General features: G+C 35.5%; 17 protein-coding genes. 11 read left to right on the top strand and 6 right to left on the bottom strand.

Annotated elements, in window-relative coordinates:
* Nucleotides 1-44: 44 nt before the first annotated feature.
* Nucleotides 45-1,325, top strand: a complete 1,281-nt coding sequence (locus tag FA046_RS11885; protein ID WP_136826743.1) for a bifunctional folylpolyglutamate synthase/dihydrofolate synthase — start codon at nt 45-47, stop codon at nt 1,323-1,325.
* Nucleotides 1,326-1,559: 234 nt separating this feature from the next.
* Here FA046_RS11885 and FA046_RS11880 read toward each other — a convergent pair whose 3' ends face one another.
* The 3 genes from FA046_RS11880 to FA046_RS11870 form a co-directional block, all read right to left on the bottom strand.
* Complete coding sequence (locus FA046_RS11880) at nt 1,560-2,624, bottom strand: agmatine deiminase family protein (RefSeq protein WP_136826742.1); 1,065 nt, start codon at nt 2,622-2,624, stop codon at nt 1,560-1,562.
* 55 nt (nt 2,625-2,679) lie between these two features.
* The gene (locus FA046_RS11875; RefSeq protein ID WP_136826741.1) at nt 2,680-3,552 is read right to left on the bottom strand and encodes a carbon-nitrogen hydrolase; all 873 of its coding nucleotides are present in this window, start codon (nt 3,550-3,552) and stop codon (nt 2,680-2,682) included.
* Between the two features lie 204 nt (nt 3,553-3,756).
* A complete protein-coding gene (locus FA046_RS11870; RefSeq protein ID WP_136826740.1) occupies nt 3,757-5,232 on the bottom strand; it encodes an APC family permease in 1,476 nt (491 codons plus the stop codon).
* A gap of 742 nt (nt 5,233-5,974) precedes the next feature.
* Between FA046_RS11870 and FA046_RS11865 the strand changes: the two genes are divergently transcribed.
* A complete protein-coding gene (locus tag FA046_RS11865) occupies nt 5,975-8,332 on the top strand; it encodes a sodium-translocating pyrophosphatase (protein WP_136826739.1) in 2,358 nt (785 codons plus the stop codon).
* A 221-nt stretch (nt 8,333-8,553) separates the two neighbouring features.
* On the opposite strand, the gene FA046_RS11860 is transcribed toward FA046_RS11865, so the two are convergent.
* Nucleotides 8,554-9,645, bottom strand: a complete 1,092-nt coding sequence (locus FA046_RS11860; protein WP_136826738.1) for an SDR family oxidoreductase — start codon at nt 9,643-9,645, stop codon at nt 8,554-8,556.
* An 80-nt stretch (nt 9,646-9,725) separates the two neighbouring features.
* A complete protein-coding gene (locus FA046_RS11855; RefSeq protein WP_136826737.1) occupies nt 9,726-10,310 on the bottom strand; it encodes a Crp/Fnr family transcriptional regulator in 585 nt (194 codons plus the stop codon).
* A gap of 390 nt (nt 10,311-10,700) precedes the next feature.
* Between FA046_RS11855 and FA046_RS11850 the strand changes: the two genes are divergently transcribed.
* The 8 genes from FA046_RS11850 to FA046_RS11815 all read left to right on the top strand — a co-directional run bounded on the left by FA046_RS11850 (nt 10,701) and on the right by FA046_RS11815 (nt 20,149).
* On the top strand, nt 10,701-12,389 hold the full coding sequence (locus FA046_RS11850; protein WP_136826736.1) for a phosphoethanolamine transferase: 1,689 nt from the start codon (nt 10,701-10,703) through the stop codon (nt 12,387-12,389).
* 166 nt (nt 12,390-12,555) lie between these two features.
* The gene (locus FA046_RS11845; RefSeq protein ID WP_136826735.1) at nt 12,556-13,116 is read left to right on the top strand and encodes an NADPH-dependent FMN reductase; all 561 of its coding nucleotides are present in this window, start codon (nt 12,556-12,558) and stop codon (nt 13,114-13,116) included.
* 142 nt (nt 13,117-13,258) lie between these two features.
* Entirely contained in the window at nt 13,259-13,717 is a 459-nt protein-coding gene (locus FA046_RS11840; protein WP_136826734.1) for a GNAT family N-acetyltransferase, read from the top strand.
* A gap of 124 nt (nt 13,718-13,841) precedes the next feature.
* Entirely contained in the window at nt 13,842-14,810 is a 969-nt protein-coding gene (locus FA046_RS11835; RefSeq protein ID WP_136826733.1) for a helix-turn-helix domain-containing protein, read from the top strand.
* Between the two features lie 103 nt (nt 14,811-14,913).
* Complete coding sequence (locus FA046_RS11830) at nt 14,914-16,323, top strand: hypothetical protein (protein WP_136826732.1); 1,410 nt, start codon at nt 14,914-14,916, stop codon at nt 16,321-16,323.
* A gap of 1,003 nt (nt 16,324-17,326) precedes the next feature.
* A complete protein-coding gene (locus tag FA046_RS11825) occupies nt 17,327-17,710 on the top strand; it encodes a RidA family protein (protein ID WP_136826731.1) in 384 nt (127 codons plus the stop codon).
* A gap of 294 nt (nt 17,711-18,004) precedes the next feature.
* A complete protein-coding gene (gene yiaK / locus FA046_RS11820; RefSeq protein ID WP_136826730.1) occupies nt 18,005-18,994 on the top strand; it encodes a 3-dehydro-L-gulonate 2-dehydrogenase in 990 nt (329 codons plus the stop codon).
* Between the two features lie 102 nt (nt 18,995-19,096).
* On the top strand, nt 19,097-20,149 hold the full coding sequence (locus FA046_RS11815; protein ID WP_136826729.1) for an NAD(P)-dependent alcohol dehydrogenase: 1,053 nt from the start codon (nt 19,097-19,099) through the stop codon (nt 20,147-20,149).
* An 87-nt stretch (nt 20,150-20,236) separates the two neighbouring features.
* On the opposite strand, the gene FA046_RS11810 is transcribed toward FA046_RS11815, so the two are convergent.
* Nucleotides 20,237-20,692: a DsrE family protein gene (locus tag FA046_RS11810; protein WP_136826728.1), complete on the bottom strand. Its 456-nt coding sequence runs from the start codon at nt 20,690-20,692 to the stop codon at nt 20,237-20,239.
* Between the two features lie 286 nt (nt 20,693-20,978).
* Here FA046_RS11810 and FA046_RS11805 point away from each other — a divergent pair, with 286 nt between their 5' ends.
* Nucleotides 20,979-22,001, top strand: a complete 1,023-nt coding sequence (locus FA046_RS11805; protein ID WP_136826727.1) for a ligase-associated DNA damage response exonuclease — start codon at nt 20,979-20,981, stop codon at nt 21,999-22,001.

Raw genomic sequence — 22,001 nt, 5'->3', positions numbered from 1 at the left:
TTTAAACCTATCACCTTTAACCTATAACCTAAAACTTTCAAATAATGAACTACCAACAAACCCTAAACTATCTTTACGCCAAACTGCCCATGTTTACCCGTGTGGGTGCTGTGGCTTATAAAGCAGATATTGGTAATACCGTTCTATTTTGCAATCATTTAGGAAATCCTGAGAAAAAATTTAAGACAATACATGTTGGTGGCACCAATGGAAAAGGTTCTACCTCACACATGCTAGCTGCTATTTTACAAAAGGCAGGTTATAAAACCGGCTTATACACCTCCCCACATCTCAAAGATTTTAGAGAACGCATTAAAATTAATGGGGAGATGATTGCTGAACAAGAAGTGATCAATTTTGTAGCAGAAAATGAGCATTTAATAGAAGAGATTTCTCCTTCGTTTTTTGAAGTAACGGTAGCCTTAGCTTTTGACTATTTTGCCAAGCAACAAGTTGATATTGCCATTATAGAAGTGGGTTTAGGCGGCAGATTAGATTCTACAAACATCATTTCTCCAGAAATATCGGTGATTACAAACATCAGTTTTGACCACATGAACATTTTGGGAAATACTTTGATAGAAATTGCCGGTGAAAAAGCTGGAATTATTAAAGAAAAAACGCCTGTTATTATTGGCGAATTTCAAGAAGAAGTAGCAAAAGTTTTTATCGCTAAAGCGGAAGAAAAAAATGCGCCTATCTTTTTTGCTTCCAACGAATGGGAAATCAGCGAAAACGAAGTGATTGATCTTCACAGAAAAGCGACTCTTCAACAGGGAAATAGAACTTTTAATTTAGAACTCGACTTAACAGGATCTTACCAATTAAAAAACGTCAAAACGGTTCTAACTGCTATTGATCAAATTCGTTTAAAAGGATTTGAGATTAATGACGAGGACATTGAATCGGCTTTAAGCCAAGTTAAAAAACTGACCGGCTTAATGGGAAGATGGCAAATTCTAAATCAAGAACCTCTAATTATTTGCGATACCGGGCATAATGAAGATGGCATTAAAGAAGTTTTAAAAAATATTGAAGCCACCCCACATCAAAATTTGCTAATGGTGATTGGAATGGTGAAAGATAAAGACATTAGTAAAGTATTGTCCTTATTACCTAAAAATGCCGAGTACTTTTTCTGTTCACCAGATATGCCAAGAGCCAAACCTGCTGAAGAATTAATGCAAGAAGCTTTAGCTTTTGACCTTAAAGGCGAAGCCTTTGCAAGTATAAAATGCGCTTTAATTGCCGCAAAATACAAAGCCAAACCACAAGATTTAATCTTTATTGGTGGCAGTACTTTTGTAGTGGCAGAAGTGGTTTAAATGATAATTTAACCACAGAGAGCACAAAGAAATTCACAAAGTTAGAAGAGAAATCTATTTTAGAAATCTATGAAATCCTTTTAATCTGTATAATCCGTGTTAAAAAATATCCACCCAGCATTCGTGAAAATTAGTGAAATTCGTGGCTAAAAAATCTGTGAAATCACTTAAAATCTGTGAAATCATTTTTTAATCAATGTAATCTGTGCCCCTAAATCTGTGAAATCTATACTCTTATATCGCCGGTTCCTGCTGACTCAAACAATGAAAACTCCCCAATCCCCAAATAATATCCGTAGAATCTATCCCCACTGTCTCTCTATCTGGAAAACAAGCTGCAATAATCTCTAAAGCAATAGCATCCTTTTCACAACGATAAGTAGGAACGATAACATGCCCATTACTGATATAAAAATTAGCGTAAGAAGCCGGTAAACGAGTATCTTCAAAAATCACGGCATCAGGCATTGGCAATTCAATGATATTTAGAGGCTCTCCGTTTAATAAACGCATTTCCTTAAGTTCTCTCAAATTGGTTTGTAGCAACTCGTAATTTTCGTCTTCTGGATTATCCTCAACTACTGTTAAAACCGTGTTTTCATTCACAAATCTTACGGTATCGTCAATATGACCATCAGTATCATCCCCTACAATACCATCACTTACCCAAAGCACTTGTTGCTGACCGTAATAATCTTTCAAGTATTGTTCTATTTGCTCTTGTGTTAAATGTGGATTTCTGTTTTCATTTAGCAAACAACTTCTTGATGTTAAAATAGTTCCTTTCCCGTTAAACTCTACCGAACCGCCTTCCATAATTATATATGGATGAAAAACAGGAATATTAAAATGAGCGCCAATTTTTGTCGGAATCACATCATCTAAATCAAAAGGAGGATATTTTCCGCCCCAGGCGTTAAAACCCCAATCAACAATTACTTTTTTCTGTACTGCATTTGGGTTCATCAAAAATGCCGGACCATGATCCCTGCACCAAGCATCATTTGTTGGGTGAAAGAAAAATTCTATTTGCGATAAATCAGCACCTGCTTTGGCAATATGCTTTAGTGCAAATGCTTTCATTTCCTCATCTCTCACGTTAATTCTCACCTTTTCAGATAACGCCAAATATTTGATAAACTCGGCATAGCGAGGATAAATCGCATCTATTTTGCCGGGCCAACTTTCTTCCTTATGCGGCCAACTTAACCATGTAGCTTCATGTTTTACCCATTCGGGAGGGAAAACGAAGCCAGCTTTAGCTGGTGTAGTTTCTAAATTTAGAGACTCAGAACTCATATTATATAACCAAAATAGATTTAAAACTAATTATCAAATAAACTAACTTACCAATTTAATCCTCGTCGATAAAACGTTTAGTAATTTGGCTGTAAGAATCAATTCTACGGTCTCTTAAGAAAGGCCAGTGAATGCGGTAGCTATCCGATTTTGCTAAATCAACTTCCTGAACGATGATTTCTTCTTGATCTACAGATGCTTTGTAAAGTAAAGTTCCCATGGGGTTAGAAATAAAAGAACCTCCCCAGAATTTTACTCCGGCTTCTTCCCCTACTCTATTAATTCCTACAACGTGAACGCCGTTTGCAATAGCATGAGAACGCTGAATAGTTTGCCAAGCATCATGTTGTTCTATGTTGGTGGCTTCGTCTTGTGTGGTTGCCCAACCAATGGCTGTTGGATAAAATAAAATTTCGGCACCCATTAAAGAAGTAATTCTTGCAGCTTCTGGATACCATTGATCCCAGCAAATTAAAACGCCTATGGTGGCAAATTTGGTTTTAAAGACCTTGTAGCCTAAATCTCCAGGAGTGAAATAGAATTTCTCGTAAAAACCCGGATCATCAGGAATATGCATTTTACGGTATTTGCCTAAATAAGCGCCATCGGCATCTAAAACTGCGGTGGTATTATGGTAAATTCCTTGAGTACGTTTCTCAAAAAGAGAAGCAATAATCACTACGCCTAATTCTTTAGCTACTATTTGTAAAGCATCTGTAGACGGACCAGGAATAGATTCTGCTAAGGCAAAATTGTCATAATCTTCTACATCACAAAAATATAAGGAAGTAAAAAGCTCTTGTAAACAAATAATTTGTGCGCCTTTTGCAGCTGCCTCTTTTACTTTTACAATGGCTTTCTGAAGGTTTTCTTCTTTGTTTGAGGTGCAAGACATTTGTACCAAACCCAACTTTACATTCTTTTTCATCAATGCTTATTTTATTATTTAGGTGCAAAATTAACTTTTGAACCGAGATTTAAAATCTGATTTTTGTTAAAATTTAAAGACCTGAGTTTGCGTTAACGATTGAAGCGGCATCCTTTATCCCCTTTTCAGGGATAAAGATACAGCGGAAAGCGTGTTAAAACGCCCAAATAACTTCTATTCACTGATTATTTAAAAGATGCGGATTTAATCAATAGCTTCTGTTTTCCCACCAAAACTCTTCCAAATATAATAAACAGGTAAACCTAACAATACAATGGCTAATCCCCATCCGCAGGTTTCGGGTTTTACAATTAATAAAACCACACAAATTGCCGAAGCAATAATGACGTATAATGCAGGTAGAACTGGGTAACCAAAGGCTTTATAAGGACGATCCCAATCTGGTCTTTTCTTTCTTAACACAAATAAACCCACAATGGTAACAATGTAAAAAAGCAGAGAAGAAAAGGTGCAATAGTCTAACAATTGCCCATAAGAACCTGATAAGCATAAAGCAGATGCCCAAATGGCTTGTAAAATAAGAGCAAAACCGGGTACGTTATTTTTATTTAAAACGGCAGCTCGCTTAAAGAAAACACCATCTTTTGCCATGGCATAATACAACCTGGCACCAGATAATATTAAGCCATTATTACAGCCAAATGTAGAAACCATAATTAATAATGCCATAATGGTAACGGCTGCACTTCCAAAAATGATTGATGCCGCAGCAGTACCTACCCTATCTTGAGAGGCAAACATAATTCCTCTTTCTAAAACGGTAACTCCATCTGGCGAGCCACTAATAGGTAAAAGCATTAAATAAGCTACGTTGGCTAAAATGTATAGAATGGTGACAATTAAAGTCCCTAAAAACAAGCTCAAAGGAATATTTTTTTGAGGATCTTTTACTTCGCCGGCAGTGTAAGTAATGTTATTCCACGAATCGGAAGAAAATAAAGAGCCCACCATAGCGGCACCAATGGCTCCGTAAAGCACTACGCCACTTAATAATTCTTTGGTGATACTGCCATCTGGATTTACCTTTACGCTGTAAGGCGTCCAAAAATTAGTCAGATTTGCTTTAAAAGCTTCGCTATTTAAACCAATGTAAATTCCTAAAACAATTAATCCTAATAAAGAAAGTAGTTTAGCAATAGTGAAGGTGGTTTGTAAAATTTTAGCGTTTTTAACCCCTTGTAAATTCACGTAAGTTAAAAAAGCAATTAATATTAAGGCCAGCATTTGTGTGGCATTAAAATCAAAAAATCCTAAAGAGAAAATCACATTTTTTTCATCAAAAAAAGGAATGAGCTCGGCCGTATATTTTGCAAAAGCGATGGCTACGGCAGCAATTACGCCGGTTTGTATCACGGTAAAAACTGTCCATCCAAATAAAAATCCTACCACAGGGTTAAAAGCTTCCTTCAAATAAACGTATTGACCACCTGCTTTTGGCATCATCCCCGCTAACTCACCATAACTTAAAGCGGCAATTAAAGTAATAATGCCGGTAACTAGCCATATCATTAAAATTACGCCAGGCGAACCCACAGTTCGGGCCATATCAGAGCTGACTAAGAAAATACCCGACCCAATCATTGAGCCGGCAACAATCATGGTAGAATCTAGAAGCCCTAGCTCCCTCTTCATTGCAATTGGTGTAGAAGTTTTATCCATTTTTAAGATTAAACCTAAAGCTATTTAAAAAATTCAAATTCACAATTTTTAGGGGTAAATAACCACAGAGTAAACAGATAATTTTGAAGTGAAAATTATATAACCACAGAGAAAACCGAGAATATTTCGTTGAAAAAACTATAAACCACAGAGAAAACAGAGAATTTCGCAGAGATCACTAAGAAATCAAAAATCTATAGCCCCAAATCTGTGAAATCCTTTTTAATCTGTGTCCCTAAATTCGTGGCAAAAATTATTAACCACAGAGCGCACAAAGTCCACAGAGAAAACAAAGAAATCAATAATCAGTGAAATCCCTTTTTATCAATGCAATCTGTGCTTCAAAATCTGTGAAATCCCAATTAATCTATGTAATCTGTTCTCCTAAATCTGTAAAATCCTTTTAATCCGTGTTAAAAATCACCACCCAAGATTCGTGAAATTCGTGGCAAAAAATTATAACCACAAAGAAACCAGAGAATTTCGCAGAGATCACTAAGAAATCAAAAATCTGTGAAATCCTTTTTAATCTATGTAATCTGTGCTTCAAAATCCATTTTAATCCGTGTTAAAAATCTCCACCCAGCATTCGTGAAAATTCGTGAAATTCGTGTATAAAATTCAACCCAAATAACCTCTAATTTCTGTTTTGCATATTTAAAGTTTGGAAATATGAATTAGCCTGCTAAATTTGGAAATTCTCTTATAAACCAGAATATCAATTTTAATTTTTTATACATGTATGGAATTTCTACAAACTAATCTTATTTATTTAATCCCCGTTCTCGGTATTATTGGTATACTGGTGATGATTTCGAAGTCTATTTGGGTAGCCAAACAAGATGCCGGAGATGCAAAAATGACTGAATTGGCCGGCTACATTGCCGATGGTGCCATGGCATTTTTAAAAGCCGAGTGGAAAGTCCTGAGCATATTTGTAGTATTTGCAGCCGCATTATTAGCTTACTCTGGTACAATACATGAAGTAAACGGCAAAGAAATCCACTCCAGCTGGATCATTTCTATCGCATTTATTATTGGCGCTGTATTTTCTGCTTTGGCAGGATACATTGGCATGAGAGCCGCTACAAAAGCAAACGTAAGAACCACACAAGCCGCAAGAACAAGTTTAAAACAAGCCTTAAAAGTGTCTTTCACTGGCGGAACCGTAATGGGTTTAGGGGTGGCAGGTTTAGCTGTTTTAGGTTTAGGCGGTTTATTTATTGCTTTCCTTTCTATTTTTGCCGATTTAGGCGAAAACACGGTTAAAACCGCTATTGAAGTATTAACCGGTTTCTCTTTAGGAGCCGAGTCTATTGCACTTTTTGCCCGAGTAGGTGGTGGTATTTATACTAAAGCTGCCGATGTTGGCGCCGATTTAGTGGGTAAAGTAGAAGCCGGAATTCCTGAAGATGATGTACGTAACCCCGCAACTATTGCAGATAACGTGGGAGATAACGTAGGTGACGTAGCAGGTATGGGAGCCGATCTTTTTGGTTCTTATGTAGCCACTATTTTAGCCACCATGGTACTCGGACAAGAAATTGTAGTGGCTGATAATTTTGGCGGAATGTCTCCTATCCTATTGCCTATGGTCATTTGTGGTTTAGGTATTTTATTTTCTATTGTAGGAACATGGTTTGTCACCATTAAAGACGAAAAATCTAACGTACAAACGGCGTTAAACTTAGGCAACTGGTCATCAATTGCCATTACAGGTATTGCATCTTATTTTATTGTGATGTGGATGTTGCCAGATACCATGAGCTTAAGAGGTTATGAGTTTTCTAGCATCAACGTTTTCTACGCTATTTTAGTAGGCTTAGTGGTAGGAACCATTATGAGTGTGGTGACAGAATACTATACCGCAATGGGTAAAGCTCCGGTAAATTCTATTGTTCAGCAATCTTCTACAGGCCATGCCACCAATATTATTGCAGGTTTATCTGTAGGGATGAAATCTACTGTCATTCCAATTTTAACTTTAGCCGGTGGAATTATGGCTTCTTATTATTTTGCAGGTTTATACGGCGTGGCCATTGCCGCAGCCGGCATGATGGCTACTACCGCTATGCAATTAGCAATTGATGCTTTCGGACCTATTGCAGATAACGCAGGTGGAATTGCCGAAATGGCTCAGTTACCTCCCGAGGTGAGAGAACGTACAGATAATTTAGACGCCGTAGGTAATACCACCGCCGCAACCGGAAAAGGTTTTGCCATCGCCTCAGCAGCATTAACTTCCTTAGCTTTATTTGCAGCTTTTGTGGGTATTGCAGGTATAGATGCCATTGATATTTACAAAGCGCCAGTTTTAGCCGGCCTGTTTGTAGGCGGGATGATTCCTTTCATCTTTTCGGCATTATGTATTCAAGCGGTGGGTAAAGCAGCTATGGATATGGTAAACGAAGTTCGTCGCCAGTTTAGAGAAATTCCAGGAATTATGGATTATACCGCTAAACCCGAGTATGAAAAATGCGTAGCCATTTCTACCGAAGCCTCTATCAGAGAAATGATGTTACCCGGCGCTATTGCTTTAATTACCCCTTTAATTGTTGGTTTCGTTTTCGGACCAGAAGTATTAGGAGGTTTATTAGCCGGTGTGACTGTTTCTGGTGTGTTAATGGGAATTTTCCAATCTAATGCAGGTGGAGCTTGGGATAACGCTAAAAAATCTTTCGAAAAAGGTGTATTGATTAACGGCGAAATGTATTACAAAAAATCTGAACCACATAAGGCTTCTGTAACTGGCGATACCGTTGGCGATCCATTTAAAGATACTTCAGGCCCATCTATGAATATCCTTATAAAATTAATGTCTATTGTTTCTTTAGTCATTGCCCCATACATTGCCGTTTCTGGTTCATCAGATATGGCTGCCATGCACAAAAAACACCATGGTATAGAAATGGTTCAAGGGATGGAATGCTCTCCAGAAAAAATGGCCGCTATGCACAAAGATGGAAAAGAATGTACACCAGAAATGATGGCCGCCATGCACAAAAACGGAGAAGAATGTACGCCAGAAAAAATGGCTGCTGCAAAAAAAGCAGGAATGAGCTGCTGCAAAAAACCAGGAATGGCCGCTCGTTTTAAGTAATCATTCAGTTTACGGTTGCGAGTTAACTGATAACCGACAACGTATAACCGATAACTCAGAACTGATAACTGATAACTGATAAAAAAATCCTGTTTCTTAACTGAAGCAGGATTTTTTTTGAAAAGCAAATGCGGTGATCATTACTTCTGGTATTGAAATGGTGTGTTGGAAATTAAATGATCCCATCACACCATTTTAAAACTCAATCATCAGTTAGAGGTTTATGGGATTAATTTATCTTTTTGAAGTTGTGTAAATAATTCAAAAAAAGAATCTTTAGTATTAGTGTATTCTACGAAACCTAATTTCCTACTGTTTGACATATCGGTCATTACTTCAATCGGACGCCCCAAGTCGAGATCAGTATGCCACGCTGAAGAAATTCGATTTAAATCCGCTTCAATTAAATTGTACTGCACTGCCATTTTCTGCCAAATTTCTTTTTTTTGAGCTAATCTTTGCTCTAATGGTCTAATCGAGCCATCAAATCCATCCACTTCTAAATCAAAGAAGTCTGCAATCTTTTGCCATAACCATTTCCAGCGAAAAATGTCGCCATTTGCAATATTATAAGCTTGATTCTTAGCACTTGGTGTTTCAGCGGCCCAAATCAACTGCTCTGCAAGTATTTTGGCGTCTGTAACATCAGATAATCCATTCCATTGCGCTTCAGAACCAGGCCAAATAAAAGGAAGTTTTTCTTCTTTACAGATACTCGCATACACCGCTAATGTTGTTCCAAGGTTCATTAGATTGCCAACAGCATATCCGATAAGCGTGTGCGGACGATGAACACTCCATGTAAAACCATCTCGTTTGGCTGCCGCATAAACTTCATCTTCTTGAGCGTAATAAAAATTTTTCAGATCCAGTCTCGGTTGTTCTTCTCTAAGTGGCGTTTCTGGCAAAACTCCTTCTTTAGCATAAGACTCAAATGGCCCAAGGTAATGCTTTAAGCCAGTAACAAGCGCTACGTGTTTTACAGACTTCTTAGGAGACAATACATTCAATAAATTACGTACCAAGGCACTATTTATTCTAATATTTTCATCTTCAGTATCATTGCGCATCCAGGTAGTAAAAAACACGTGAGTCGGCAAAATATCTTTAAGGGCATTTGCCAATTGTGATGGATTCAGCAAATCTGCAGTGATGGGTTTGATTGCTACATTATTATTTTTTGAAGAACGGGAAAGTCCGTAAACCTCCCAGCCATTTTCTATTAACTTGTTAGCAAGATTGCTTCCAGCCATTCCTGTAGAGCCTACAACCAAGGCTACATTTTTATTATTTAAAATTTCTTTTTCGATCATATTTAAAGTTTTCCAAAGGTACTTTGACAATACTTATTCAGAAATGACTTAAAACATTAAATTCAATTGATTTAAGTCAACTATTTGTGATCTAAACTTATTTTCTTTTTTAAACGACTCACCGTTGCGGGTGAAAGTCCTAAATACGAAGCAAGCAAATTTTGCGGCACTCTATTAACTAAATTTAGGCTGCTTTCAATAAGTTGCTTATACTTTTCTTCCGCAGAAAGCATATAAGAATTTACTAGTCTACGTTCCTTTGTTATGAGGCTATTTTGAAATAAAAGCCGAAAGTATCTATCCATCTTAGGTATCCGTAAAGTCAAATTTTCAAAATCTTGAGAAGTAATTAATAACAAAACAGAATCTTCTAAAGCATCAATAGTGTAATTTGCGGGTTGCATACTAAAAAAGCTGTTCATATCAGAAGCCCACCAGCCTTCTGGGGTAAATTGGTTAACATACTCGTTTCCTTTTTCATCTGTATTATATGATTTTAAGAGCCCTTGAGCTACAAATGCCATATAATGACAAACATTTCCCTCCTGTAATAACAATTTTTTTCTTTTTAGTATTTTGGAGATGAAGTATGACTTTATAATTTCCTTGTCGCCTGCAGATAAATTAATTTTTTCCTCTAAATGTTCGAAAAGAATGTTGTACACAATACCTTGATTTAAATGCCTAAGATAAATTTAAAAATTTACTACTATGCTTTCTGTAAAAAACAGATTGATGATTAGATCAAAACACTTTAGAAGATACCCAAAAATAAAATTCAGTAAATGAGTCCAACCATTAAAAAAAACGGCACCAAATGCATAAGAAAAAATTAGTGATATTATACCAACCTTGCAATGTTTATAATCATGAGCTTAATATTTTTCAAAAACCATAAAGCCTAAATCTCTTTAAGTTAAATAAACATCAAAATTCTAAAACTTTGTGCGTAACCTGTCGTAAACAAAACCAAGACTTAAAATAATCAATTTTTAAAAAGAAAGCACATTTTATCTAGTTAGATATTTGTTGGTAACCCTTAGATAAAATTTTCTATGAATGCTCACATCACTCTTCCTTTAAATCAACCAAAAAGTAAAACTAAATCAAAATTATGGTTTAACGTTTCATTGGTTTTAACCATTGTCTTTTTATTAAGTATAGCTCCGGTAATAGGCTCGCTTATAACTGGCAAATATATTCAACTGCTGTTGGCTTTCTTAATCACAACCTGTTTTATTCTTGCTCCCGTTGCATTATTTCGTAATTATATCAAACTTTATACTTGGTTATTCTTACCTATTATTGTTTTTGTACCTATATCTTTATTTTGTGTGATATTATACAAGCTACCTTTAAATCTAGATATTATGGTAGTGATATATAATACCAATACAGCCGAAGCGCTTGAGTTTGCCAATGGTTATATTCTTTATTTTATTGCGCTGTTAATAGGTTATTATTGGGCTTACATTTACCTTACAAAAAAATTACCTTCAAAAATATCATGGAATAATTCATTAAAAATATCATTAGGTGCTATTCTAACTTTTGTATTAATCACTCTTTTAATAGCCCAAGACATCACCTTTAAAAATCAATTTAAGAAAAACCTTACGGCGTCTTTTCCTGGTTCTTTAATTTATAATAGCTATTTATTTCGCAAGCAATTAAACCTAATTAACCAACACGAAGAACAAGTTAAAGACTTTAAATTTAATGCATCTCAAAACGTTTCTCTTGCTAAAAAACAAATTTACGTATTGGTTATTGGAGAAAGTGCGAGGGCTAAAAACTGGCAAATTTTTGGATATGAAAGAGAAAACTCGCCTGAGCTTACAAAAAAACAAAACGAATTAATTAAATTTTCTAACACTGTTTCTGGCGGTTACATTACTGCTTTAGCCGTACCCATGTTAATTACCAGAGCTTCTGCTGATGATTATGATCGGGTATATACAGAAAAAAGTATCATCACAGCATACAAAGAAGCTGGCTTTAAAACCTATTGGTTAAGCAACCAAAATGATTTTGAAAAAATTGGGATGTTTGCCAGAGAATCTGATGAAGAGTTTTATCTCCCTTCCAATTATACATTTGGTAAAAACGTAAACCTAGACATGGAACTTATTCCATATCTCCAAAATATTTTAAGTAAAAACGAAGAAAAAGTTTTCATCATATTGCATACCTTAGGAAGCCATTATAATTATGCAGCTAGGTATCCTAATGCTTATGATAAATTTAAACCCTCTTTAAAAACAGAAAAAGTTAATCCAACAGATGATGCTAAAAAAGAAATCATCATTAATAGCTATGATAATACCATATTATATACCGATGCGGTGATTTCAAAAATGATTGATTTAATTAAAGCAACCCAAGCGGTGAGCACCCTTACCTATGTATCAGACCATGGCGAGGATATGTTTGATGATGAACGAAAATTATCTCAACATATAGAACCTGTTCCTTCTGAATATGTAGCAAGTATTCCATTTTTTATGTGGTCTTCTACAACATACCAAACATCTTTTAAAGATAAAATTAATAACCTTAACACTAATAAAGACAAGCCAGTTGGCTCTCAAAATATTTTTTATACCCAGTTAGATTTAAGCAGTATTCAATACCCAAATATGGATAGGAGCAAAAGTCTTGCGAGTAAAACATTTGAAAGTTCGCCTCAAAGAATTTTAGGTGGCGACTCAAAAGTTTACAATTACAACGATTTAAAAAAATAACCTTACTTTAAACACCATACTTACAGGCTGCGTATAATTTTACCTCTTTTTATTCAGTTATAGAATTAACGTTAAATTTGGCTGATAGAAATTTTCAAAAACACGCCAACTAGAAGTGATTTTTTTGATCATTTTATTTAATTGAACCCTTTTAGAGTAAACAATTATGCCACACATTGCCATTATATCTTCAAGTGTAAGAATAGAAAGAAACAGCAGCCGAGTTGCCTTGTATTTCAAAAATTATTTAGAAAGTAACCAACTTGCAACAGCAGAGATTTTGGACTTAGCCGAATACAACTTTCCAATTTTTGATGAACGTTTGCGTTTACAAAAAAATCCAACTCCTGCAACCATAGAATTTGCAGAAAAAATAAAATCTGCTGATGGTGTACTCATTGTTACTCCCGAATATAATGGCGGCTATCCGGCCAGTTTAAAAAATGTAGTTGATTTATTGTATGATGAATGGCATCGCAAACCTGTTGCTATTTCAACAGCATCTGATGGTGTTTTTGGCGGCTCACAAGTAATTACTTCCTTACAATTCTCTCTTTGGAAAATAAAAGCATGGACAGTTTCAGCTATGTTTCCGGTTCCTAAAGTGCAAGATGCATTTGATAAAAAAGGGAATCCTACAGATAAAGCCGCAACAGATAAAAGAGCCGCAAACTTTATTAAAGAATTGCTTTGGTGTATAGAAGCAAAAAGTAAAATGACCCCATAATGCTTGTAAAACCACCACTATAGGATAACTAAGGGATAACTAAGAGATAACTAAGGGATAGATTTGAGCTTTTTAAAAAAAATTATCCCACCCGGTAAACCAAAAATTATAAATTTATCTTCATCATTTTATATTAAACCAAATGATAATTAGCGAATATCAGCGTATCAACCAAAAAGAAATTATAGAACTCTTGCGATATAATACGCCAAAATACTTTTCGCCAAACGAAGAAAAAGACCTTATTTATTATTTAAACCACCATGCACACCATTACTATGTGTTAGAAGTTGACCAACTGATTGTAGGAGCTGGCGGCTTTAATTTAACCGATGACAAAGAAACCGCAAAAATATCTTGGGACATTCTTCATCCACAGTATCAAGGTAAAGGCTTTGGAACCGAATTAACTAAATTCAGAATTCAAAAAATAAAAGAAATTAAAAGTGTAAAAACTATTTCGGTAAGAACCTCACAGTTGGTTTATAAGTTTTATGAAAAATTTGGTTTAGAAACTAAAGAAATTATAAAAGATTTTTGGGATGATGGATTCGACTTATACCGAATGGATAGTGATATCAACTTAATTTCTAAACATTAAAATCTACCCATTAGATTTTTTCGTTCAATATTCTAATTAAAATAACGCTTTTAGAACATTTTCTAGTTTTGGTATATTTTAATTAATATTGTTTACCACTTAAAATTATAAACTTTTTATATTAATGTCTTTAAAGTATGTTCAGGCTAATCCTTCAGATGTAGCTCATATTATCACCTTATTATCTCACTATTATCCTGTAAGTAAAGAACTTGCAGATGAGTTTTACAAACATGCTATTGCTATAAAATTAGAAAAAGGAGAACATATTTTACATCAAGGAGAGCTTTGTAAGTATATGTATTTTATTAAAGAAGGAGCGTTAAAAGCATATTCAGAGCATAATCACAAAGAAATAACCACCTATATTTCTATTGAAAATGAATTTGTAAGTTCTCTTTCTGGCTTATACGGTCAGCAACCCTCCAGAGAGGCTATTGTAGCTATAGAGCCCGCATATTTATTAGGCGTACATACCGATGTTTTACTAAACTGGTACCAACATTTTTTTGATTTAAACTTTATTATCCGACAGGTTTATGAAAGTTATTACCGCGATGCTCAAGAACGATCTCATATTATACGTGTAGGCAATGCAAAAGAACGTTATGAATATTTTGTAAGCTCAAGAGCAAGTGCTGTAGAACGTTTACCGGTAGATTGTGTGGCCTCATTTCTTGATATGAAACCCGAAACCTTAATCAGGATAAAGAAACAACAACACAACCTTTTAAATGAAAATGAAATTACTGCTATTATTACCCAAATAGAAGATTTTATTACCCAAACACAAGCTTTCAAAAACAAGGCAATTACCGTAAATATTTTAGCAAAAGAACTGGGTATTGCAGCCTCTAAAATCACTTTAGCGCTAAGCACTCATTATAAATTAGTGTTTAAAGATTTTATCAATAAATACCGCATTATTTGCTTTAAACAGCTATTGCACAAGCAAGAACAAATGCAAAGCTTTACTATTGAAACTTTAGCTCTTCAATCTGGCTTTTCATCCAGAAGCAGCTTTTACAAAGCATTTAAGAAAAGTGAAGGCATAAGCCCAACAGAATATGAAGCCAATTTAATGCGCTCATAAAACTTGTCCCGTTTTAAAAACAGGACAAGTTAGCACCTGTTTTTTTAGCCTCATAAATGGCTAACTCATTAGATTTGCATTCTAAATCTCATGAGTATAATACATGAAGCAACGCTTTCTTATTTACCCAGCTATATCAGCCATAGCAATCGTTATTTCAATTTTCTTTTTTCTTCCATGGCTAGCACTTATTGCATTTGTACCCCTATTACTTGCTCTAGAAAACACCAACCATAAACAAACCTTAGCAACAGCCGGTATCTTTAGCTCAGTTTTAGGCTCATTTATATTGAGTTGGATGCTCCTATCTAACATTCCATCAGTAGATAATCTGCTATATAGCTTTTTAGGAATGCTTTTATCAGTAACTTATTTTATAATAGCCATTACAGTTGTTTTTCTAATTTGGAACAGACTTACAAAATCTATATTTTCATGCAAAAGCATCCTCATTTTAGCTACATTATTTACCCTTTTCGAATTTATTTACGACCAATTATTTAACACCTTACCTTGGTATAGTTTCCATTTTGGCAACCCATTAATTGGCAGCATTTACACCATACAACTGGCCGAAATAGGAGGAATATACATCCTTACCTTTTCCGTTTTACTAATAAATGGCTTTGCGGCTTACGGCATTAAGCAACATAAACAACTTGGCGTAGCCTCTATGGTTATTGGACTATTTTTTACAGCTAACTTCCTTTTGTATAACATACGCAGTGTAAAAGCCACCCCAAATACTGAAGTAAAAATAAATATCTTAACGCCCAACATAAAACAAGCCGTTAATACTAGAAATACTATTGAATTAATGCCTACCGACTTAACAAATTGGACCCAAGCTTTAAATCATCAAGAAAACAACTATAAAATAATCAACAGCGCTTATATTGTTAATCCAATTGAAACGGTTTCAGATATAAATGTTAACGTTTACCTAAAAATTATTGAAGAAGAAGAAGAAACACAATCAGAGATAAAAAATCAGCAACCTAATCACAGTTTTATTGTAAAGCCAGAGAATAAAAGTAATTTAACGGAAACCAACAAAGACATAGACGGAATTTTTATTTTTAACGAAGCAATTATTGCACCCACAGCGGCACAACTTGTACAAGCTGGTGCTCCATTTTTGGTAAGTATCAATAATGATAATTGGCTTAAAGACGCTTACATCACCCGACTTTTTTTCTACTACAACAGCCTCAGGGCTGTAGAAAACAGACGAGACATTGCCATTAAAAGTAATTTTGGTTATACAGGCAAAGCATCTTCAAACGGCGAAACCCATTTAATAAACAACCAAAATACTTCTGTACCAACGCCTATTACCATAATTAAAAACAGCGAAACCACTCTTTATAGCCAATATCCATTTGCTTTTATCCTTTTCTGCAAATTATTATTTGTAGTGGTAGCGTTTTTAATACTTATAAAATCAGGTCTTAAATTCAAATCATTAAAAAAATTAAAAGAGCAACCGGTTTTCGAGGTTTTTGAAAATTAAACCCATAAATACTATCCTATTTTTTAGGCTAATATTTTTTTGAAAAGCAAATCCTCTGCTCCTATTTTCCGCCAGTCTGGTGCTCTGCTAAATTTTTTACTTTCCCTTCTCCTCCTTTCCCTTCAAGCAAAAAGATACCGCTGCCGCCCCTGTTTAGTTAACTTAGGCTTTTGCTTTCAAAACAAAGAGCCAAACTTCTGCGACGTAGTAAAAAAAATTAAACCACAGAGTACACAAAGAACACGGAGCTGGATGGTAAAAAACAAATAACACATTTTAAACCTCTGTGAACTCCGTGTCCTCCGTGGTTAAAAAAGATAAACCACAGAGTACACAAAGAACACGGGGCTGGATGGTAAAAAACAAATAACACATTTTAAACCTCTGTGAACTCCGTGTCCTCCGTGGTTAAAAAAGATAAACCACAGAGTACACAAAGAACACGGAGCTGGATGATGAAAAATAAATAACACATTTTAAATCTCTGTGAACTCCGTGTCCTCCGTGGTTAAAAAAATTAAACCACCTACACATAGAACACGGAGCTGGATGGTAAAAAATAAATACCACATTTTAAATCTCTGTGAACTCCGTGTCCTCCGTGGTTAAAAAAAATTAAACCACCTGCATAAAGAACACGGAGCTGGATGATGAAAAATAAATAACACATTTTAAATCTCTGTGAACTCCGTGTCCTCCGTGGTTAAAAAAATTAAACCACCTACACATAGAACACGGAGCTGGATGGTAAAAAATAAATAACACATTTTAAATCTCTGTGAACTCCGTGTCCTCCGTGGTTAAAAAAATTAAACCACCTACATAAAGAACACGGAGCTGGATGATGAAAAATAAATAACACATTTTAAATCTCTGTGAACTCCGTGTCCTCCGTGGTTAAAAAAATTAAACTACGCTCCTTGTTTAACATAAAATCTATTGCGCATTTTGATTCAATTTCAAATTTGATTTTTTAGATTTAGCCCAATAAATATTAAGAAAAATGAATAACAGACAAAACTTCACCTCAGGCTCTCCGTGGGAAGATATTATTGGCTATTGCAGAGCTGTAAAAGTAGGTAATACCATAGAAATTGCAGGCACTACTGCCGCAAAAGACGAAGAAGGAAATAGCTTAACCACCATGTATGATCAAACCAAAGCCATTTTAGACAAACTAACCAAGGTTTTGGAAGATGCTGGCGCTTCTTTAGAAAACGTGGTGCGTACCCGCATGTTTTTAACTGATATTAGCCAATGGGAAGAAGCTGCAAAAGCACATGGTTTATTTTTTAAAGATATTAAGCCCGTAACTACCATGGTGGAAGTATCTAAATTAATAGATCCAGAAATGTTAATTGAAATAGAAATTACAGCTATTTTGTAAGATTTTGCAATCGTTTAAAAGGCCTTAAATGAATCGTTTAAATCAGATTTGTTTAAGGATTCTTTTGATTAACGAAGTTTTGAAATTTGATAAGTTTTTGCGTGAAGGATTGAAACGCCTGCCGCAGGCAGGGATACCGGCCAAAAGCCTAAGGCCTGTAGCAGTATGAGTGCAAAGCCTGACCTGCAAGGACACGCCCTCAACATTTAAATTATTAAATCCTGTCTCAGCAGGATCTCGCTTTAGCTGACCCTGAGTTATTAGCCCTCACATTAAAATGATTAAATTTACCACATGCTAAGAAAAACCTATCAAGAATTATATCAGGAGCTTGAACGCGTTTTATTGAATTTGGGTTTTTCTGCAACTAAAGCAAAAGCTTGTGCAACTATTTTCACCAATAACAGCCAAGACGGCGTGTATTCGCATGGTTTAAACCGTTTCCCTGTATTTATAGATTACCTTAAAAAAGGTTGGATTGATAAAACTGCCGAACCAAAACTGATTAAAAGTTTGGGTGCAATTGAACAATGGGACGGGCAATTTGGACCAGGAATGTTGAATGCTCAATTCTGTATGCAAAGAGCAATTGATTTGGCTAAAGAAAAAGGAATGGCTTGTGTAGCTTTAAAAAACACCAACCATTGGATGCGTGGCGGAACTTATGGTTGGCAGGCTGCCGAAGCGGGTTGCATTGGTATAAATTTCACAAATACCATTGCAATTATGCCTCCTTGGGGCGCAAAAGAAGCAGCAATTGGGAATAATCCCCTCATTATTTCTGTACCTCGTAAAGAAGGTCATATAGTTTTAGATATGGCCATGTCTCAGTTTTCTTACGGAAAAATGCAGGAACACCAGTTGAAAGGAAAAGATTTACCTTTTTATGGCGGATATGATGAAGAAGGGAAACTAACCAAAAATCCTAAAGCCATTTATGAAACACAAAGGCCTTTGCCTGCCGGAATGTGGAAAGGATCTGGCTTGGCGCTAATGCTGGATTTGTTAGCCACCTTATTAAGCGATGGAAATTCTACAGCTGCAATCACTAAAACCGGCCAAGAACGTGGCATTTCGCAAGTTTTTATTTGCTTTGATGCCGTTATAAACACTCAACACGAAAGTATTATCCAAGAAATTTTAACTTATACCCAAGCCGCCGAAAAAATAGAAGGTCAAGAGATTTATTATCCAGGAGAACGCACTTTAAACGTGAGAAAAGAGAATATCACAAAAGGAATTCCGGTAGATGAGCTGATGTGGCAAAAGCTATTGAGTTTATAAATCACATTTTGGTATTGATATTGAATGGTAGAGTAAAACAGAGAGATCACAAACTATTTATCCTTTCTCCTGTTCAACAAATAATCACATTAAATAATAATTATGACATTAGTAAAAGCTTATGCTGCGCAAAAAGCAGATGGACCTTTGGCTCCATACCAATTAGAAAGAAGAGAACCAGGTGTTAATGATGTAGAAATAGAAATTCTTTTTTGCGGCGTTTGCCATTCAGATATTCATACAGCCCGTAATGAGTGGGGAGGTTCCATGTACCCAGTAGTACCAGGACATGAGATTGTAGGAAAAGTAAGTCGTGTGGGAACTGGCGTAACCAACCATAAAGTGGGTGACACCGTTGGCGTGGGTTGTTTTGTAGATTCATGTGGCCATTGTTCAAATTGTGAAGAAGATTTAGAGCAATATTGTGAAAACGGAAATTCTCAAACCTACAATGCCCTTTTACAGGATAAAAAAACCATTACTTATGGAGGTTATTCTACGCACATTGTAGTAACAGAAAAGTTTGTTTTAAAGGTTTCTGATAAATTAGATTTAGCTGCGGTTGCCCCTTTGTTATGCGCCGGCATTACTACTTACTCTCCATTAAAGCATTGGAATGTTAAAAAAGGCGATAAAGTTGCTGTAGTTGGTTTAGGCGGATTAGGACACATGGCCGTTAAATTAGCATCTTCTATGGGTGCTGAGGTAACCATGTTGAGTCGCTCGCCTGAGAAAGCAAAAGATGCAGAGAAATTAGGCGCTCATCATTTTGTATTAACTACCCAAGAAGAAGGCATGAGTAAAGCAGCCAATTCTTTTGATTTAATTATTGATACGGTTTCTGGTCAGCATGATTATAATGAATATTTAGCTCTGCTAAAAACTGATGGTGTTATGGTGTTACTAGGCGTTCCGCCAATTCCACAAGCAGTACATGCTGCTTCTTTAATTTTTGGAAGAAGAAGTTTAGTAGGCTCTTTAGTGGGTGGAATTAAAGAAACTCAAGAAATGCTAGACTATTGTGCGGCACATAACATTGTTTCTGATGTAGAGATGATTAATATTGATCAAATAAACGAAGCTTATGAGCGTACCTTAAAAGGTGATGTACATTACCGCTTTGTAATTGACATGAAGTCTTTAAAAAACTCTTAGAAAACATTTAATTATTAAAAGTAAGAGGCTCATTTAATAAAATGAGCCTCTTTTTTGGTAAAATATATGATAGAGGTGAAATTGATTTTAAAAATGCACCACTGCCCAACCCTCTGAACTCCTGATGATAATTTCACCGGTAGCGCTGGGCACATAAGAAATAAATGGATATAAAGTTTTTTTATCGATATGTCTTTTTACAAGTGTATTTTCACATTCGGCAAGAATTACACCTCTAGCTTTTAAGCTCTTTAACACGCTTTCAAAAGGCCCGGCTTTATCATATAATTTTACTCCGGCGCCAAAAACAATGAGTTCTACAGCTAATTTTCCTTTTAAACGAGGATCGTTAATAGCATTCTTAATATTCCCCAAAACACCCATTATCTTTTGATTATCGTCACTATTAAGCACATAAATGGCTTTATATTGCTGAAGCTTTGGAATTGCACCCGTAAATGGAATCTCTTGCTGTTGCGCTAATGCCAGCCTAAAAAAACAAAACAATACCATAACTGCGCTTAAGGGTAATATTTTTTTCATGTATTTTGGCTTAAAATTGCTTTCTTAAAATCATTCTATCTTTATTGCTTTTGAGATCTAATCAATATATTGATTAGAATTTCATTGATGAAATAAATGTAGTAATTGTGATAAGGCAGTTTGATGATTGTGGTCAGTAAAGATGTTGATTGTGATTAGCTATTGAGGAGCTTTAAATAACGTCGATTTTAAAATTAAAAATCAAATTTATATGGTAAGCTCTAAAACTTTTATTACTGATTTGCATTAGTTTTATAGGCACAAAAAAATCTTCATTACCTAAAAAATGTTGTTAAAGTTTGATCCTTACGGAATTTATTGTCCACAGGCCAATGTTTACATCGACCCATGGAAGCCAGTGAAAAATGCGATCATCACTCATGCACATGCTGACCATGCCAAATGGGGGAATGAAAATTATTTATCCCACCATCTTAGTATTCCCATATTAAAATTCCGCTTAGGAGATATAAATGTTCAGGGGGTAGAATATGGCGAAGAAATTATAATTAATGGCGTTAAAATTAGTTTGCATCCAGCCGGACATATTCCTGGTTCTGCACAAGTTAGACTAGAATATAAAGGCGAAATATGGTGCGCTTCCGGAGATTATAAATTACAATTAGATGGAATATCCACACCGTTTGAACCCGTCCGTTGCCATCATTTTGTTACTGAATCTACATTTGGCTTACCCATATATCGTTTTCCCGATTCACAAACTGTCCATCAAGATATGAATGATTGGTGGTTAAAAAATAAGGAAGAAGAAAAAACAAGTGTAATTATTGGTTATGCTTTAGGTAAAGCACAACGGATTATTAAACATTTAGATCCTGCTATCGGAACAATTTATACTCATGGCGCCGTTGATAATTTGAATCGAATATTAGAAAAAACAGGCTTAGAGCTTCCTCCAACTAAAAGAATTATCTCTGACACCAATAAATCACTTTTTAAAGGTAATATTGTTGTTGCTCCCCCATCAGCCATCGGCTCCCCATGGATGAAACGTTTCCTCCCGTATTCTGTGGCCATTTGCAGTGGTTGGATGCAGCTTCGCGGAACCCGAAGAAGAAAAAGTGCTGATAGAGGTTTTGTATTATCAGACCATGCAGATTGGGCAGGCTTAAATCAAGCTATAAAAGAAACCGGGGCAGAAAACGTTTATGTAACCCATGGCTATAAATCTGCATTTGCAAAATGGCTAAGGGAAAATTTACATATCAATGCGGTAGAAGTAGATACTTTATATGAAGGAGAATCTTTAAATGAAAGTACCACTCCGGAAAACGAAATAGATTCCTAA

The organism is Pedobacter cryophilus (assembly GCF_005116455.1).
Lineage (GTDB): Bacteria > Bacteroidota > Bacteroidia > Sphingobacteriales > Sphingobacteriaceae > Pseudopedobacter > Pseudopedobacter cryophilum.
Note: the sequence above shows the minus strand (reverse complement) of the source record. Positions and strands in the feature narration are given on the sequence as shown.

Excerpts from the sequence above, each read along its gene's own strand:
- FA046_RS11840 (WP_136826734.1), top strand. The coding sequence starts at position 13,259 with ATGATAATTAGCGAATATCAGCGTATCAACCAAAAAGAAATTATAGAA.
- FA046_RS11875 (WP_136826741.1), bottom strand. The coding sequence starts at position 3,552 with ATGAAAAAGAATGTAAAGTTGGGTTTGGTACAAATGTCTTGCACCTCA.
- FA046_RS11850 (WP_136826736.1), top strand. The coding sequence starts at position 10,701 with ATGAATGCTCACATCACTCTTCCTTTAAATCAACCAAAAAGTAAAACT.
- FA046_RS11865 (WP_136826739.1), top strand. The coding sequence starts at position 5,975 with ATGGAATTTCTACAAACTAATCTTATTTATTTAATCCCCGTTCTCGGT.
- FA046_RS11810 (WP_136826728.1), bottom strand. The coding sequence starts at position 20,692 with ATGAAAAAAATATTACCCTTAAGCGCAGTTATGGTATTGTTTTGTTTT.
- FA046_RS11805 (WP_136826727.1), top strand. The coding sequence starts at position 20,979 with ATGTTGTTAAAGTTTGATCCTTACGGAATTTATTGTCCACAGGCCAAT.
- FA046_RS11825 (WP_136826731.1), top strand. The coding sequence starts at position 17,327 with ATGAATAACAGACAAAACTTCACCTCAGGCTCTCCGTGGGAAGATATT.
- FA046_RS11845 (WP_136826735.1), top strand. The coding sequence starts at position 12,556 with ATGCCACACATTGCCATTATATCTTCAAGTGTAAGAATAGAAAGAAAC.
- yiaK (WP_136826730.1), top strand. The coding sequence starts at position 18,005 with ATGCTAAGAAAAACCTATCAAGAATTATATCAGGAGCTTGAACGCGTT.
- FA046_RS11835 (WP_136826733.1), top strand. The coding sequence starts at position 13,842 with ATGTCTTTAAAGTATGTTCAGGCTAATCCTTCAGATGTAGCTCATATT.
- FA046_RS11885 (WP_136826743.1), top strand. The coding sequence starts at position 45 with ATGAACTACCAACAAACCCTAAACTATCTTTACGCCAAACTGCCCATG.
- FA046_RS11880 (WP_136826742.1), bottom strand. The coding sequence starts at position 2,624 with ATGAGTTCTGAGTCTCTAAATTTAGAAACTACACCAGCTAAAGCTGGC.
- FA046_RS11815 (WP_136826729.1), top strand. The coding sequence starts at position 19,097 with ATGACATTAGTAAAAGCTTATGCTGCGCAAAAAGCAGATGGACCTTTG.
- FA046_RS11870 (WP_136826740.1), bottom strand. The coding sequence starts at position 5,232 with ATGGATAAAACTTCTACACCAATTGCAATGAAGAGGGAGCTAGGGCTT.
- FA046_RS11860 (WP_136826738.1), bottom strand. The coding sequence starts at position 9,645 with ATGATCGAAAAAGAAATTTTAAATAATAAAAATGTAGCCTTGGTTGTA.
- FA046_RS11830 (WP_136826732.1), top strand. The coding sequence starts at position 14,914 with ATGAAGCAACGCTTTCTTATTTACCCAGCTATATCAGCCATAGCAATC.